General features: G+C 41.1%; 14 protein-coding genes. 3 read left to right on the forward strand and 11 right to left on the reverse strand.

Translation table 11 applies throughout. From position 1 onward, the window contains the following. Positions 1 to 49: 49 nt before the first annotated feature. Together Q0954_RS13385 and Q0954_RS13390 are read right to left on the reverse strand one after the other, a co-directional pair. Positions 50 to 802, reverse strand: a complete 753-nt coding sequence (locus Q0954_RS13385) for a 1-acyl-sn-glycerol-3-phosphate acyltransferase (protein WP_002695639.1) — start codon at positions 800 to 802, stop codon at positions 50 to 52. A 77-nt stretch (positions 803 to 879) separates the two neighbouring features. After that, positions 880 to 2,067 (reverse strand): phosphoglycerate kinase, encoded by a 1,188-nt coding sequence (locus Q0954_RS13390; RefSeq protein ID WP_299457623.1) that lies wholly within the window; start codon positions 2,065 to 2,067, stop codon positions 880 to 882. A 294-nt stretch (positions 2,068 to 2,361) separates the two neighbouring features. Between Q0954_RS13390 and Q0954_RS13395 the strand changes: the two genes are divergently transcribed. After that, entirely contained in the window at positions 2,362 to 3,210 is an 849-nt protein-coding gene (locus tag Q0954_RS13395; protein WP_299457626.1) for a helix-turn-helix domain-containing protein, read from the forward strand. A gap of 148 nt (positions 3,211 to 3,358) precedes the next feature. Here the strand turns inward: Q0954_RS13395 and Q0954_RS13400 are convergent, their stop codons facing one another. The 6 genes from Q0954_RS13400 to Q0954_RS13425 form a co-directional block, all read right to left on the reverse strand. Next, complete coding sequence (locus Q0954_RS13400) at positions 3,359 to 4,072, reverse strand: dienelactone hydrolase family protein (protein WP_299457628.1); 714 nt, start codon at positions 4,070 to 4,072, stop codon at positions 3,359 to 3,361. A gap of 63 nt (positions 4,073 to 4,135) precedes the next feature. Then, on the reverse strand, positions 4,136 to 4,840 hold the full coding sequence (locus Q0954_RS13405; protein WP_299457631.1) for an ATP-grasp domain-containing protein: 705 nt from the start codon (positions 4,838 to 4,840) through the stop codon (positions 4,136 to 4,138). A gap of 9 nt (positions 4,841 to 4,849) precedes the next feature. Continuing rightward, positions 4,850 to 5,455: a nucleoside 2-deoxyribosyltransferase domain-containing protein gene (locus Q0954_RS13410; protein ID WP_299457634.1), complete on the reverse strand. Its 606-nt coding sequence runs from the start codon at positions 5,453 to 5,455 to the stop codon at positions 4,850 to 4,852. Between the two features lie 123 nt (positions 5,456 to 5,578). Beyond that, a complete protein-coding gene (locus Q0954_RS13415; RefSeq protein ID WP_299457637.1) occupies positions 5,579 to 6,847 on the reverse strand; it encodes an MFS transporter in 1,269 nt (422 codons plus the stop codon). Positions 6,848 to 7,047: 200 nt separating this feature from the next. After that, positions 7,048 to 8,859, reverse strand: coding sequence for a tetratricopeptide repeat protein (locus Q0954_RS13420; protein WP_299457639.1), 1,812 nt, complete (start codon positions 8,857 to 8,859; stop codon positions 7,048 to 7,050). Between the two features lie 217 nt (positions 8,860 to 9,076). Then, positions 9,077 to 11,311: a tetratricopeptide repeat protein gene (locus Q0954_RS13425; protein ID WP_299457641.1), complete on the reverse strand. Its 2,235-nt coding sequence runs from the start codon at positions 11,309 to 11,311 to the stop codon at positions 9,077 to 9,079. A gap of 359 nt (positions 11,312 to 11,670) precedes the next feature. On the opposite strand from Q0954_RS13425, the gene Q0954_RS13430 reads away from it, so the two are divergent. Continuing rightward, positions 11,671 to 12,048, forward strand: a complete 378-nt coding sequence (locus tag Q0954_RS13430) for a hypothetical protein (RefSeq protein ID WP_299457643.1) — start codon at positions 11,671 to 11,673, stop codon at positions 12,046 to 12,048. 37 nt (positions 12,049 to 12,085) lie between these two features. Here Q0954_RS13430 and Q0954_RS13435 read toward each other — a convergent pair whose 3' ends face one another. From Q0954_RS13435 to Q0954_RS13445, 3 genes are all read right to left on the reverse strand, one after another. Next, positions 12,086 to 13,699, reverse strand: coding sequence for a S41 family peptidase (locus Q0954_RS13435; RefSeq protein ID WP_299457646.1), 1,614 nt, complete (start codon positions 13,697 to 13,699; stop codon positions 12,086 to 12,088). 183 nt (positions 13,700 to 13,882) lie between these two features. Next, a complete protein-coding gene (locus Q0954_RS13440) occupies positions 13,883 to 14,449 on the reverse strand; it encodes a hypothetical protein (protein ID WP_299457648.1) in 567 nt (188 codons plus the stop codon). Next, positions 14,446 to 15,729 carry an aspartate kinase gene (locus Q0954_RS13445; protein ID WP_299457650.1) on the reverse strand — a complete coding sequence of 428 codons (1,284 nt, stop codon included), beginning with the start codon at positions 15,727 to 15,729 and terminating at the stop codon, positions 14,446 to 14,448. The genes Q0954_RS13440 and Q0954_RS13445 overlap by 4 nt, the downstream gene beginning before the upstream one ends. 162 nt (positions 15,730 to 15,891) lie before the next feature. On the opposite strand from Q0954_RS13445, the gene fbp reads away from it, so the two are divergent. After that, positions 15,892 to 16,902 (forward strand): class 1 fructose-bisphosphatase, encoded by a 1,011-nt coding sequence (gene fbp / locus Q0954_RS13450; RefSeq protein WP_299457652.1) that lies wholly within the window; start codon positions 15,892 to 15,894, stop codon positions 16,900 to 16,902. The last annotated feature ends 298 nt before the right edge of the window (positions 16,903 to 17,200 follow it).

Here is a 17,200-nt window from a genome sequence, read left to right on the forward strand (position 1 = left end):
GAACTACAAAAACAAGCCCCACTAATAAAGTGTATTAGTGGGGCTTGTTTTATATTTCAGTGTTTTCTTGTCCCAAAGCCATTCGTATTTGCTCTTCTGCTTTTTGTACTATCTCATCGGCAGAATAGTTGGCAGGCTCGATAGGAGGCAGTATTTGCGTTTTGTATTTTACTCCAAAAGGAATAGGTTTGAGTTTGTATTTGAGCAACTCCCAGGAACCTGAAATGGCTACAGGTATTACCAAAGCCGAGGGAGAATGCTGTAGCAAAGTTTTGATGCCCGTAGTTTTAAATGGTTTAAGCATTCCATCACGAGAACGGGTGCCTTCAGGAAATATACAAGCTGCCCGGTTGTGTTCTTCTATATACTTCCCCAGATTTTCTATGGCTTGGGTGGCTTGTTCGCGGTCTTTGCGATCTATCAATACCGAACCCCCGTGTTTTAGATTAAACGAAATGCTGGGAATGCCTTTACCCAGTTCTTTTTTAGCCACAAACTTGGCATGATTTTTTCGAAATAGCCAGATGATTGACGGAATGTCAAACATACTTTGGTGATTTGATATAATGATGATGGGGCGGTCGGTGGGTACTTTCTGAGCAGAGCGCAAGGTTTTGAAACGAGTGCCTCCCAGTCTGAGCGAGTTCATAATACATAGCTGTAATATATCTACCGTATTTTTGTGTGCTTTGTAGCCAAATCCAAAGTAAGCAATTCGCTGGATGACTTCAAACACCACTAGTGAACCCAAAAACGAAATAGCAAAAAAAGGCAACAGCAGCCATCCTAATATTTTATCCATAATTAATAATTTAAGAACTTATTTTTTTCAAAATTTTGGGCACTGCTCAAGTATTGTCAATGCCCAAAAATATATTTTTAGCCTTCCAATGCCTTCACACCAGGCAGAGTTTTTCCTTCCATGTATTCAAGCAATGCTCCTCCTCCAGTAGACACATAAGAAACCTCCTTGCCAAAACCAAGGTTGTTTACCGCAGCGGCAGAGTCGCCACCACCTATCAAAGAAAACCCTCCGTTTTGGGTGGCCTCTACTACTGCCTTGGCTACTGCAATGGTTCCATTGGCAAAGTTAGGCATTTCAAAAACCCCCATGGGACCATTCCATAATATAGTTTTAGAGTTTTGGATGGTTTCAGAAAATTTAGCCGAAGCTTTTTCTCCAATATCCAGCCCCATATAACCCTCTTTGATGGCCATGTTATCGGCAGACTCTCGGTTTGCATCATTTTTAAAGTCGTCTGCAATGACCGAGTCTTCGGGCAACAATAGATTAACCCCTTTATCCTTGGCTTTGTTTATCAACTCCTTGGCAAGTTCCAGTTTATCCTCTTCTACCAAAGATTTGCCAATATTGCCGCCTTGCGCCTTGAAAAATGTATAGGCCATTGCCCCACCAATCAACAAGTTGTCTACCTTGTCAAGCAATTGTTCGATTACCAAAATTTTATCTGATATTTTGGCACCTCCCATAATTGCGGTGAAGGGCTTTTCAGCTTTTTCTAATACCTTTTGGGCGTTGTCGAGCTCTGCCTGCATTACATAGCCACTTACTTTTTCGTCAAAGTATTGGGCAATTACTGCAGTAGAGGCGTGGGCACGATGGGCAGTACCAAAGGCATCATTCACATAAACATCGCCTAGTTTGGCAAGCTTTTGGGCAAAAGCCTCATCTCCTTTTTTCTCTTCTTGGTGAAACCGGAGGTTTTCTAACAATAACACTTCGCCCCTTTGCAATCCTGCTGCCAGTCTTTCGGCTTCATCGCCTATGCAGTCAGCCGCAAACTTTACAGTGACTGCCAAACGATCGCTCAAAGGTTTTACCAGGTGTTTCAGTGAAAACTTTTCATTGTACCCATCTTTGGGTCTGCCCAGGTGTGACATCAAGATAAGGCTGCCCCCGTCTTTTAATATTTTTTGCAAAGTAGGCATTGCCGCTTTTATTCGGGTGTCATCAGTTATCTCAAATTGGTCGTTGAGAGGTACGTTAAAATCAACCCTTACAAGTGCTTTTTTTCCGGCAAAGTTATATTGTTCTACTGTATTCATAAAGAAACTTACGAGTATAGGCTACAAAGTACAAGGCGCATACATTGTGGCCTGAGTTTGTTGTTTAAAATAAAAAATAGAGTACTGCCAACAAAGTTAAACCCCGATACTCTAGTGTCCAAAAGGATCGTGATAAATTGTAAAATAAATGGATGTTGGGGGAGGTAGGAGACAAGAGTAAATGAGCCTTTTATCTGTGAACCAATGCTGTTTAACGGTGTTAGTCTGTTGACTAAATGAAAATAGTTGTATATTACACTTATTTGAAAATATTAATAAAAACATGAATGAATAATGATATTAGCACATGAAACCTTGGATTTATTTGGTAAACCAGTTTTTGAACGTACTACCTTGCAGGCTCCTTTTAAAAAGAAATTGACCTTGTATAAGGAAGCTTGTTTTTTATATATTACCTGGGGGACTTGCCATACTTTTGCCCAAGATGTTGCGGTAAAAACTGAGGAAAAAGAGGCTGTATTGATGAAGTGTGGCCATTATGCAGGTAGGTTTCTGGGGGCGTCTCAACACACAACAGAATACCAGGCTATAGCAGTTCATTTTTATCCTGAGGTGCTTAACAAAGTGTATGAATATACTTTGCCCGATTGTTTGACAACTCCTCACCTCAACAAGCAAAGTATGGCCAAGTTACCGTCTGATGCTGGCCTTGAACGGTATATGGAAGGCATTGCTACTTGCTTTGAAAACCCTGATAAGGCAAACCAGGAACTAATGGCACTTAAACTAAAACAACTGGTAACTATATTGAGCGCTACCCAGCACTCGCCAGAGGTACGCGCTGTCTTGTCAAACTTGTTTGTGCCCACCAGTTTTGCATTTCAAGAGTTGGTAGCAGCAAATTTGTATACCAATATTACCCTGCAAGAGCTTGCCCAACTTGCCAGTTTGAGTGAATCATCGCTTAAACGAATGTTCAAAAAGGTGTATAATGAAAGCCCTGCCAGCTATCTACGCCATAAAAAACTGCTGCGCTCTCAAGAACTGCTTACCACCTCAGATCTAAGTATTACCCAAATTACTCTGGACTGTGGTTTCAACGATGTTGCCCATTTTTCCAAATTATTCAAACAAAAATATGGAGTTTCGCCCTCTGCTTATCGAATAAACCAGTTGGTTTAGTAAGTCATTTGAGGGTAGCTGGTTCGTTGATATTTACTCTGTTGCCAACGGGTGATTTTACAAAGCCTTTGACCAAAAAAATAAAGAAAATAGGGTGCCGCCTCATAAAATGCGTAAACATTTAGCTTGAGGTAGCCCCCTTCTCTCATCAATGGAATTTTTCTTCAAAGAGCTGTTTCATTGCTTGCCAGGCTCTTCGGTCGGTAGCAGGTTGGTAAAACATCCCTGGTTGATTGGCGTTGGGGTTGGTAAAAGCGTGTCCGGTATGGCCAAAAGCCAAAATTTGCCAGTCGGCTTTGCGCTCTGTCAGTTCCTGGGCCAAGGCTACCGTTTGTTCAGGGGTAGCCAGTGGGTCTTCCCAACCGTGTAGTACTAACACCGCCGCTTTGATGGGGGTAGGGTGAGACATAGCGGGAGCATCATATACCCCATGAAAGCTTACTACTCCCTGGAGGTGTGCCCCCGAACGTGCCAGGTCAAGTACCGCTTTGCCGCCAAAACAAAACCCAATGGCTCCTAATTGCTCAGTATCTGTCAAAGCGTGTTTTTTGAGCACATCTAACGCCAACTCCATACGTTGCAGCAACAGTGGACGGTCACTATTTAGTTCATCCATCAAAGCCTGGGCTTCTTCCTTGACTGAGGCACGCCTGCCTTTGCCATATAAATCTATAGCAAAGCCTACATACCCCATACTGGCAAGAACAACTGCTTTTTGGTTGTCAAACTCGCCTTGTCCTCTAAAGGTATGTACTACCAGTATACCTGGGCGCTTTTGCTGGGTAGTATCGTACCAACTAATGGTTCCCTCAAAATCATTGCCTTGAGCATCTTGATAAGTGATAGTTTCAGTTTTTATCATTGAATAAAATTTTTGTTACTTAACATAATTTAAAGTTATACAACTAATATTGATCAAACATTCCTATATCGTAGCCGCTCGAATGGAAGCAAGCACCTTTTCGGGACGACAGTGATTGAGCCCTGCACCCCAACTGGAATTAAACTCTATAATGCACCAACCTCCTGTTTTATTGTAGCCTATGTCGAGCACAAATGAGTGGGGGAGAGCCGCAGCCTCGGCAGCGTGCAAAAAATGGTGGATAAACTGTTGGGCAGTTTCAAGATCAGCGTTGCCTTCATACAAAGCCAGGTCTTGTACTTGTTTGCCTAGCACAAATGCGCGTGCTTCTGCCACCAGGTCAACCACCTCCGAGCAAATCAATATTTCGTTGTCCAATGCTTGTATTGCTTCCACTTCATTTTCCAGCCGAACTACTTTGGCAGCCAATAGTTTTGGCTTCACCGACTTTATAAATACGGGCAACTGGTCTGCTGCAAAATATTTCGCGACTATTAAGCCCAACTTCCGTTTGACCCAGCGATAAGGCAATTGGGCAACGAGTTCGTCTTGTGGCGATAGTAAAGTACGCCCCAATACCTGAGCCAACACCAAGGCAAAAGTATCGTTACCGTAAATACTAACGCGACCATTGCCAGTCTTGGGTGGATGCCAAAACCTGCCAATGCGTATTACTTTGCCTCCGTACTGTTGCCATACCAGCGCCAAGGCATCTCGTTCTTTGTCTGCCTTTTCGGGGATTAGTAATACTTCGTTTGATAAGTCCATTTTCACTGGTCAATACCCCCATTGTCCATCTACCAAAGCATCAGCAATCGCTTTTACAAATGAATCGGCCACCAACTTAGACTTATGCTCAGTTTTAAGCGTGTGCCAGGGCACGCCGTTGACATCTGCCATTTTTTTTGCCCATTTTATGCTGTCAGCATCTTCGGGGCTGCCCACAATAAAGCGCCGCTTATCAGGGTTTTTGACATATTCTTGTAAAAAGTAGCCATACTCCCAACGACTGGTAGGACCTATATTTGGGGCAAATACCCCTGCTTTTTCCTGGGTCCAATAAGTAGGTAACCAAAAAGCTGTAATATCGCATAAGTTCAGGTATTGCCACTCCCAGGGTATTTGTTTGTCTTGAATGGCCTCAGTCTGGTTAGCCGGGTGCGCATTGTCAATGTCTGCCCAATTACCTGTTTCAGGTTCAGGCGACACCACCATCATTCCAGGATGCAACCTTTCATCAGCTTTGAGCGCATTTATCACTGCTCGCCTCCAGCCAGTAGTCATGGCACCATTGGGCGGAGTAGGTCCTGCCAAAAACACTCCTTGTTTGGGGATGACTACATCATGTTTGCGTGAAAATAAAGTTCTGATAGTTTCTTTCATATTAAAATGATTTTGTTAGTGTTGGTTTTGCTTATTTCAATGACAAATACCTATAACAGAGAGAGCAAGAGTTTGATAGTCAGGCAAGCAGATAGTTAAGTTATTGCGCCATACAACAGGTATTTAGGTCATGTGTTCTTGTTTTACTCCAAACTGCAAGTACAAAAATGCGGCGAGTGCCGAAAACCCTCCTAACCAAAATGTCCACGGAAAGTTTGCTGGATTATTGGCAAACACCCAAGCCGATACAAGCGCCCCTATGCCAATGCCTGCTTCCAGGGCAATATACAAAGTAGCCAAGGCACGCCCTCTGGCATGATCTTGACTCAAATCAATGGTCCAGGCAAAAGCAGTAGGGGACATAATGCCCACCGCTATCCCAAAAAATACCGCACCTATCATCAATGTCAGCGGGGTAGTAGCCAGCCCAATGATTACCATAGAAATTAACTGAATGATAGCGCCTGCTTTTATCACTGGTACCCTGCCAAAACGATCGGATACTTTGCCTGCAACAAACCTGATACCCAACGAACTTAAAGTAAATACTGTAAAGAATAAGCCCTTGTTTTGAATACCGAGATGGTCGCTAAAATCGGGTACAATGGTAAGGATAATGCCAAACGAAAAGACAGACAACAGCAAAGTTACAGAAGGAGCAACTACCCTCAACTCTATAATATCTTTGGGGTTTATTTTCAACAAACTCCACCTAAATGGCTGGCGTTGCTTTTCGGGCAAGGTTTCTTTAAGTTTGATCAAGATAAGAATAGATAAAATAGCAAATCCTGAAGAACAATAAAACATATACTGAATAGGGTAATGCAAGGCAATATAACTACCAAAAGCAGGCCCTATAGCAGTGCCAATGTTATTGGTCAAACCAAAAATTCCCATAGCTTCGCCTCTTTTACGTATAGGTACTACATCGGCTACATAGGCTGCTGTACCAGTGGGTGTAAACCCGGTAGACAAACCGTGGACAAAGCGAATAAACAAAAAGCCACCTACAGTGAGCAACAGGGGGTATAAAAAACCAGTAAGAAAACAAACTACTGCACCAAATACAATGATAGGAATACGCCCTATAGTATCGGTAAGCTTGCCACTAAATGGTCGTGACAAACCCGCTGCCAGCGTAAATAAGGCAATGATAAGCCCCTTGTATTCTTTGCCTCCTAGCGAGGTAAGAAAAGAGGGTAACTCTGCCAAGATCATAGAAAAACTGGAAAAAAATAAAAATGAACTTAGGCAAAGCAGCCCAAATTGTGTGGTATAAAAGCTGGACTCTTGATCATTTATTTGTTTATTCAAATAAGGAGGTGATTTACTGGTTTGCTGCTTGTTTGATTCTGGAGTATTATGGGTATTATTAGTGTCTTGCATATACATAAATTTATGCCGCAAGTTGCCAAGATTATTCTATTTCCCAAAGTGTTTAGGGCATTATACAAATAAAGCCACCCCTGTATTCAGAGGTGGCTTGGGTAGAATTAGTCCAGAGTCGGTAGACCGTAGTCGGTAGCCATTAGAGCTTTATTAGTCCAGAGTCGGTAGACCGTATATAGGTAAAATAGACTAATTACTTATTTTTATTTTTTCTGGTCTTGTCCGATGCTAAAGTTAAGGAGCAACATATTTTTTGCATTGGTATTGCCCAACGCTTTAGCCTTGAGCCAATCAGCTTTTGCTCCTTCATTGTCTTTGAGCAACCACTTAGACTTGCCTCTTAAATAATAAGCTTCCGAATAGTTTATATCCAACAGCAAGGCATTATCAAAGTCTTTGATTGCGCTTCTGTAGTCTTTTAATCGTATTTTTGCGTGCCCCCTGTCCATGTAAGCTTCTTTGAAGCGGGCATCTGCCCAAATAGCTTGGGTATAGCGTGTAATGGCATCATAAAAAGCCTCGTCGTCCAATCTTTCATTACCTAGCTTATAAAACTGAATTGCTTCGGCATTGCTCGATGATAAGCCTGTATTATACTTGTTGGTTGTATTACTGGTGCGTTGATTGTTGCCGCCCCTTGTTTTACAATACTCCTGCATCAAGCCTTCTGCCTTATAATCACCCAATTCTTTGGCTTTCTTCAAATCTGCGCAAGTGCCTACTGCATCACCCAACTCGTAGCGTGCCAAGGCACGATTACGGTAAGACCATCCATCGTTTGGATCTATCTTCAAGGCGTTGTTGTAATCTTCTATGGCATCTTTATAACGTCCCAGGTAGTACTTGGTACGAGCGCGGTGGGCATACGCCCAGCGATAAGAAGGTTTTAAGGCAATGGCCTTGTCAAAGTCAAGCAAGGCTTCTGCATATTTTTTGGCCACCACTTTGGCATAGCCCCGGCTGGCATACGCCCAGTCATACTCAGGGTTAATTTTTATGGCCTTGCTAAAATCAGCAATTGCCTGATCGAGGTTACCTGCCTTACGGTTGGCTCTACCCCGGTGCCCATACGCCATGTAATGGTCAGATTTTAGGTGTACACATTTGGTATAAGCACTGATGGCCTCTTGCCACTTTTCGTTCAATAAAGCTTTGTCACCATCAGCAAAGTACTCATCAGCAGTCTTGGCGGGACCGTCACCAGTGCAAAAGTCATCTAGCCACTGTTGTGCTTTTTGGTTTTTTAGGCGCAACGCACTTGTCCAATCTTTACAAGCTTGCTCCTGGTTGCCAAAACGGTAATGAGTAATGCCTCGCCATAAGTAAGCATCAGAAAAACGAGGGTTTAGAATAATAGATTTTGAGTAATCGCGTACCGAATTGGTGTAGTCGCCCAACTTAGCTCTTACATAGCCCCGGTTGTTGTATGCCATGGCGTATTCTGGATCCATAGCAATGGCCTTGTTGTAGTCTTGCTCGGCTTCGGTAAACCTTTTTAGTTTGGCCTTGGCCCACCCACGATTATTATATGAAGCAGCATCTGCCATTTTTAGCCCAATAGATTTGTCATAATCATCTATAGCGCTCTGAAAAACCCTCATGGTAAGGTAAGTAAACGCCCGGTTATTGTAGGCTTTGGCAAAAGTAGGTTCTAAAGCGGTTGCTTTGGTATAATCACTCACTGCTTCTTTGTAGCGTTTTAGCCCAAAGTTTGCGAGCCCTCGGTTATTATAAACCTTCGATTGGTTAGGTTCTAGTCTTAGCGCAATATCGCAATCCTGCACTGACTCAAGGTAACGACCTAATCGGTATTTAGCGATGGCACGATTGGCAAAAAATGCAGCAACATTGGTTTTTTGAGCTATAGCGTTGTTATAGTCATTCACTGCTCCGTCGTAATCTTCTTTCATTAGCTTTTGATTGCCGCTGTCAAAATACTCCTCTGCAGTTTGCGCCCATGTTCCTGATGCTCCTAACAGGCAAATAAAAAACAAATAGTAGAAAGGTTTGCGCATTGATGTGTTATTTTGGTTCACAGTAATACTATCACTTAACAATTGTTATACCTAAAAATTTGGGTAGCCCAATTGGATTAATTTTTCAGACAAATCTAAGTGATTTATAATAAGTTTGTGATAATAAGACAAGTAAAATGCTATAAGGTAGTATTTAGCCGCAAAAAAAGCAAACAATTTTCATGTAAGTTTTGGTGAGATTTAGTAAAAAAAGTATTTATAGTCTGACGCCCAACAATAAAACATCATCTCTTTGTTCAGTGTTTTTCATGTGATTTTTCAAATGATCTAATAATACTTTTTTTTGCCTGGCAACTGGCCATGGCGAAATGTCAAACAATAATTGTTTGAGGCATGCTGTCCCTATTTTTCGGCGTTTTTCATCATTTTGGTCAGCATAACCATCCGACGATAAATACAACATGCTACCTTGAGGCAAAGGTAGTTGATGGCCTTCAAACTCCAAATCTTCACGCCTTTTGCTGCCTATAGACCGCCGGGTTCCTCTTACCTCGATCAACTCATTGCTTTTGGGAGTGATATAATACAAAGGACGACGCGCACCCGAAAAAGCTACATTCGTAACCTGAGTATTGTCTGTAGAGCTAAGCCTACACATGCCCACGTCCATACCGCTATTGGTATTGCTTTCTTGTTTTTTGAGTGCATAGCCAAATTTTACATTTAGCTCGCTTAGGATTTCTTGAGGCTGCATGATCCTTTGAACTTTCACAATGTGATCGAGCAAGGTATTGGTAATCATACTCATAAATGCTCCTGGTACCCCATGCCCAGTACAATCTACTGCCACTATAAATATATGCTCGTCAATTTTCTCTATCCAGTAAAAGTCACCCGATACAATATCTTTAGGTCGATAAATACAAAAATACTCTTGAAGAAAAGCATCTACCCTTGAGGTAAAAGGAAGCGTAGCATCTTGTATGTTCTTAGCTGCTTTGATGCTTTGTGTGATCATGGTGTTTTTTTCTGACAAAGACTTATTCTGGTTTTCTATAAAGTCACGTTGGCTAATGATTTCTTCCTGTTGTTGGTGTAACTCTTGGTTGAGTTTGCTGAGGTGTAAGTTGGCTTTTTGTTTTGAACGATAATACCTGTACAACACTACGGCAAGCAGCACCATTGCAAAAAAACCACCACTGATAATAATCAACCATAAATACTGGGTTTTCAGTTTTTGCAACTGCATCGCTTTTTCCTGCTTCAGTAGTTCATTTTCGTTTTCTTTGCGCTCGGTATCATACTTTGCCCGCATCTTGGTGAGTAATTTTTTGCCTCGTTGATCATATAATTTGGCATTTACCTTTTGATATTTTCTCAGGTAGTTCCAGGCTCCTATCATGTTGCCCCTGGCCGAATCGAGCAAAGCCAGACTTTGGTAATTATACATGACCAAATCATTCATCCCTTGTTTTTTGGTAATACTTAGGGCATTTTTAAGCATGGTATCTGCCCGGTTCAGATTGCCTGAAAGGACAAAGAGTTCTCCCAGGTTGGTAAAACTATTGGCAATTTGCCGTTGAGTACCCACTTTTTGTTTGAGCTTGAGCGATTGTAAAGAAAACTCTATGGCTTTGGGGTATTTTTTTTGGTAGGCGTACAATAAGCCCAGATTATATAAGGTGCTGGCAATTCCTCTTTCTGATTTTTGGGCTTTGTATATTTTTAGGGCTTTTTTATAAAAAGCCTCAGATTGCTTGTATTTTTTGAGCATGCGATAAATGACCCCCTTTCGGCGATAAATAAGAGCAATAGTCATAGGGTCGTTTTGCTGCTTAAATGCCTTGATTGCCTTATCATAATACTGTAAGGCTTTGTCGAACTGTCGCCTTCCCTTAAACATCCGCCCCAAACTTATGTATGACTGTGCAATGCCTTTGAGGTTTTGGGTAGAGTCATAAATATCAAGTGATTTTTGGTAATAAGTTTCCGACTCCTCAAGTTTGCCTTGCTCAGCAAACAAAGAACCTAATAGTTGAAAAGCTCTTGCCTTGATCAAAGGGTAGGAGGTCGCCTTCATTTTGTCCAGCGCCTGGTGGTAATATTTCAACGATTTTTTATAGTTGCTACGTTCCTGCCAAAACCTACCTTTTTTTAATAATGCCAATATTTCGTACTTCGGTAATTGTTTGTTGTGGGCTATTTCCAGCATTTCTCCCAGAAGCGAGTCTGCCTTGTAGTGTTGTTTGCGGGTTTCGTAGGCAGAGGCTACCTTCAATAAAAACCGGGCTTTTTGAGTATCGACTTTTAAGCTTAAATACTCTTTTTGTAAGCTATCAAGGGGGATTGATTGTGCCTGAACACTGGCATTAGCAACTAACAATACTAAAATACTTATGACCAGAATTTCACGCATTTTAATCAACTTTTTGTGTTTATGAGTTTGTACTTGTACTGTAAACATTAAGCAATGCTCGATCTTATGAAGCATTTGTTGAATATTTTTGTTATCAATTTCTTTTTCAAAAATATCTGAATAGGCTTTGCTTGATGCTGTTGAGAATATTCGAAAGTATGGAAGCCTCACCTTGCTCACCAAAAATTAATTATAAAAAATAGCCAGCGAACACATTACAAACGTCAAAGACTATGCTTATTAAAATAGTAAGGAACGATGCAAAAATAAAGTTCTATAGTTTAAGGAAATATTTTTTGGTCAGGCGAGGTCAAAAAACGCGGCATAGCCATAGCTATGGCAAGTTTTTTTAACGAAGCATGTCCAAAAAAGATGAGGTTAAGAATGTAAATTTATTTTGACACCGTTCCTAAGACCACAAAAAAATATTTATTATGGAATATGAAAACTTTAAATTTGGGATGCGATCCAGCAAAGTACAGGCACATCGCGATACCATTAGTGTCGAAGAGTTTCAACGACGCCTTAATTTTTATAAAAAGAAATACGAAGCTGAACAAAAAGCCAGGGATGAAGCTTGGTTAAACAGTCGTCAAGAAGAAACTCAGCTGAGCCAATCAGATGCCAAGGAGACCATTACAACACCGCTTGAACACACCGAAAAACATACTGAAGAAGCACCTCTCGAAGTAGATCGTCTGTTTTTACAACGAAATGACCAAACCGAGGGCTTGCTAAATAACGAAGGTGATATACCTGCGCCTGAAAAACTATATACCTCCTCTGCCCAAGGTAAACCACCAAGGCATTGAGACAAATAGTTTATCGTTGAAATACAGGAAAAAGTGATCACTCTTCCTCTTTTTTTCTTATCATCTCTAGTACATATTCCATTTCAGTATCTACACCTTTCAATATATCTCCCATTTTAGGTTGTAAATTATAGTCTGGCATAATACCGTGCCCCTCAGTTTTATAATCCGATGCAATGGCATTGCTGTATTTAATTAATGGAATTTTGAGACGCATTTTGGTATAAGGTAGGTTTACGTAACAGATACGTCCTGCGGTACACCCCTTGTAGCCTCCTCCTGTTTCTTCCCCTATAAAAAAACCTCGTTTATTGGCATGCACCAAAGAAGCAAACTGTGTAGTGGCCGAAAAGCTACGCCCATTAATTAATATATACAGGTTACGCTTGTAGTTATATTTGCTTGGCTTGTGAGTTTTGAGGTTGTAGTGTAGTTTATTGGAAACATAATACCCTGAGTCAGTTTTTACCAAGAGTTTATTGTTGACCATGCGACTTCGGTAAGAGTTAACATACCGCATAAAAGAGAAAGGGCGATTAGTAGTTACTTTCTCGTAATTGAAGTATTTAAACCTGCGTTTTGTAAGGTATGAGTAAAGCAAGATACCATTCCGAACTGTTCCTCCACTATTTTCGCGTAAATCTAATATCAAGTGTCTCACCCTTTTTTTGCGGAGGGTACGAAAAACGTTGCGTATATATTGACTAAAACTAAAGCCTTGCTTGCGGAGGGTATTGTTTTGAAAAGATTTGATTTTGAGCACGGCTACTCTGGCACGTTTGAGGGGGTGTTCGGTAGCTGGGCGGGTATTGTCTGCGCTTTCATCGTCTTGGTTGCCTATCATTTTGAACTGGAGGGCAGGTGCTTCGCTTTGCCTTTGTTTACGTACCGATTTTCGGTATTCTTTGCGGGAGAGAGAAGCAAGCCGATAGTGAACACGCTGTTTGCTTTGGGTTTCAATACATTGGATGTTGAATGTATCTACCTTGGCGTTGATATAATAAGGATATAACAAAGGAAAATCCTGATCGAGAATCCGATATTTGTAAGTAGTATTAAATCCATCGGAGGGGGTGTAACTAAATAGTTTATTAATGACTTTATGTATAGGTTGCCCGTTGATATGTGCTACCTGTAGTCCTAACTGTACCGTAGAGTCCTGGCTATGGTTTTGATAAATGTAGGCTTTACCATTGATAAACTTGAGATGCAATGGAAAGTAGTTAATTTTTTTACGGAAGTGATTTCTAAATTTGACTGAGGTATATAGTTGAGTATGCCCACAGTTGATTTGCACAGCCAGGGGGCGCACCAAACGGTAAAACTCTAACTCGGTCATAGGGCGAGTAATGTGTTTTTTGAGGCTATCATATTTTTTTGCAAATGCGGCTTTACTGGTATACCAATAAAATCCCGGATGCGCTTCCTTGAAAGCATTAAACAAGATATCGAAATCGGCTTTTAATTGCTTTACCGAGTATTTTCGGCTGGCTTTGAACCCAATAATTCGTTTTTTGGCAGAGGCTGTTACCTTATCGCTTGCTTTTACCTTTGCCTGAGCAATGCCTGAAGTATATACAAAGAGTAAAAGGTTACTTACAATAAATGAGGTGTACAGCGAAATACTTTGTCGATTTACATGGTTTCTCATGAATTTTTAGACGAATGTTTTTTGAATATTGTTTTTATCAAAATAAAAAATCCACTTGCGCTATGCAAATGGATTGTTGTCTAAAAAAAAGAGCGTGATACCAATGGGCGGTTTTATAACACTATTTTCTGCAAAAGAGCCTGGCTTTCGCCCCAACTTCCTATCATAAAAAATGCACACACCTTATACTTCTTCTTCCTCCTCATAGTCAATGTCAATACTCTTGACAATGTTTTGTAAATAGTTGTAGGCCGATAACACCCTATAATCGCGGCGTTCTTCGTCTTCACATTCAAAAAAGCCCTCTTTGGTCATTTTGCGTACAAGGTGGCTTACCCTTTCGTAATAGCTTGAGTTTTCGGAAATATCTCGGGTTACTTCAAACAATTGTTGTTGTAGGTTAGTATCCACCTTGCTTTTTTGCTCAATGTCGGTCATGCTAAACTGGTAACCCTCACCAAAACTATTGTCAAAATCAGCAAAGAAGGCTAAAATATCAATGTATTTATAAAAAGTTTCTATTTTACGCTCTAGTATATAGTTGGCTTCTTCTTTCGAAAAATAGTAATAGTTATTTCCAGCCTCAAGGGTAAAGCCAATGGCACCAAAATAATCAAATATCTCTTCAAAGTGCTCCTCTATTTGATTAAACAATTGTCGATGGCGGTATACCTTACTGTTGGCGCTGATAAAGTTGCCCCGGCTCAGCAAGTCAAAAATTTCTTTGAGAAAAGGAGTAATTTCTTTCATTTGTTTACATTAATTTGTGCCTCTACCACTGCTTGGTACACCTGGCCGTTACGTTCTTCCAAAAGTACTGTCCAGTCCTGAGTAGATGACTTGATAGTGGCAAGGTCATAATTTTTGATAGTTACCAGTTGTAAATCAGTTTGAGTACAGATGTGGTATTGTTGATTAAAAGCAGCAATAAATTTTTGGGTACGATGAGGGCGACCACTCACGCATATTTCGCATCCCAATGCCGATTTATGGATAAAGTGCCCCTCTATATGAAAAGCCTGTAAGCCCTGTAGTACCTCAATCAAACGTTGATTGGTCATAAAATTTGCCCCTTTTACTTTCAGTTTGATCAAGGTTTGGTTTTCTTTAAATATAATGGCCGGAATCATTTTTTCTACCTCAGTATGGCTTATGCAAGTACCGGTTTGCTTAGGGTGAATGAACGACCTGACATGCAATGGAATGTCTTTTTTCATTAAAGGGATGATCGTCTTGGGGTGAATCACCTTTGCACCATACTGGGTCATTTCGGCTGCTTCCCAATACGACAAATAAGCATATTTTTGAGCATTGGCTACTATTTTGGGGTCAGCGTTCAATATCCCATCCACGTCTTTCCAAATAGTAAGTGAGGTAGCTTGCAGGCTGGCAGCAAAAATAGCCCCGGTAAAATCAGACCCTTCGCGCCCCAATGTGGTGGTTTTGTTACCTACTGTACCAGCTATAAACCCCTGGGTGACTACCTGCCCCTGGGCAAGCATAGGCAAGACTTTTTGCCTAACACGTGATTCAGTAATTTCCCAATCTATTTGTGCGTCGCGCCACTCGGCATCAGTATATAATACCTGGCGGGCGTCCAACCATTGACAGGCAAGTCCTTCTTGTTGCAAGTACTTGCTAATCAGTTGGGTAGAAATGATTTCACCATAAGAAATTACCTGGTCATAGGCTTCATCGTATGACACCGTGTGGTGGCTCACGCTGCTTAATTGCTGCTTTAATTCTTCGAACAGGTTTTCGAGCAACGAAAAAATACTATCTTTGCGATCTGTAAATAAATTTTGGGCAATGTCCCAATGGTATTGTCTGATGTTTTCAAGCGTTGCCTGATAGTCTTGCTGCTCCCAGTGAAGACTAAAAAGTTGTTCCAGTGCATTGGTTGTTTTACCCATCGCCGAAATAACAATCACCAAACGTTGGTCGGCAGCCTGTTGCTTTAATATATGCAGCATATTTTTTACCGACCGGGCATCTTTAACTGATGCGCCACCAAATTTGAAAACTTTCATAAACAACCAAATTATTCAGTAAATACAAGAAGTTGAAGGAGTGTGCTACTTGTGTTTGCTGGCTTCCCATTGATGGGAAAGTATCCAAAGCGCATACACTTAATTTCGATTAAGTTTCAATACTAGATATATCTATGGTCTTATACAAAAAATGATGAAGCAATGAGCGAAAAATTATCTTTACCCATTGGTACTACTCTTAGTCGATTTATCAGGGAGCGACAAGAGCAGTTTACTTATGCAAGTGGGGAGCTGTCGCAACTACTGAGGGATATTTCGGTGGCAGCCAAAGTAGTAAACCGTGAGGTAAACCGTGCCGGGTTGACCAATATATTGGGTAAACATGGGGCTCAGAATGTACAAGGTGAAGAACAACAAAAGTTGGATGTAATAGCCAATAATTTATTTATAAAATCTTTGAGCAATGGAGGAGAAGTTTGCGCCATTATTTCGGAAGAAGATGAAAATATTACTGATACCCAAAACCCTCAGGGCAAATATGTCATTGCAATGGATCCTTTGGATGGGTCGTCTAATATAGATGTAAATGTATCTATCGGAACTATTTTTTCTATTTATCGACGACAGTCTCCAGTAGGTTCTCCAGTGCAGGAGTCAGATATTTTCCAGAAAGGCACCGAACAGGTAGGAGCTGGTTATACACTTTATGGTTCGTCTACTATGCTAGTGTATACTACCGGGCATGGGGTCAATGGCTTTACCCTTGAGCCTTCATTGGGCGAGTTTTTATTGTCACACCCTGATATGAAAATTCCCGCTAAGGGCAAAATATTTTCTATCAACGAAGGGTCAGCCATAGACTTTGGTCCAGCAGTGAAAAACTATATCAGCGATTGTAAAAAGAACAAGTTCAAAGGACGTTACATTGGCTCTTTGGTGGCAGACTTTCACCGCAACTTGCTCAAAGGAGGCATTTATGTTTATCCGTCTACCAAAAGTGCTCCCAATGGCAAGCTCCGTTTGTTGTATGAGTGCAACGCATTGGCTTTTATAGCAGAGCAGGCAGGAGGAAAGTCATCAAATGGTGTACAACGTACCTTAGAGATAGAGCCTACCGAGCTTCACCAGCGTTGTCCATTATACATTGGGTCAAAAGAAATGGTAGAGCGCGCCGAGTCTTTTATTATGGCAGGCGAAAATGTAGAGAAGTAGCAAAGTTTTAACTACAGCCTCAAGGTATAGGCGACAAGCCACAAGCTTGAGGCTGTCTCATAAACAGTCAAGTGTTTTTTAAAGTTAAAGCCGGGTAAATGGTGCTCTACTGATGGTGCTCTACTGACGCTCGTTTCCCAACTATCGACCTGCTTTCGCCTTGTCGCTTGGAGCTACCTCTCAAAAGGGCAATAAAAAAAGAGCCATACCAACCATTACCACAGACTAAACGCACTATGTTTTTTTTATAATCTTGGCATTTTCAAGCAATTGCCTTAGGTATTCATTACTCCAACCA

The organism is uncultured Microscilla sp. (genome assembly GCF_947493425.1).
Classification (GTDB): Bacteria; Bacteroidota; Bacteroidia; order Cytophagales; family Microscillaceae; genus Microscilla.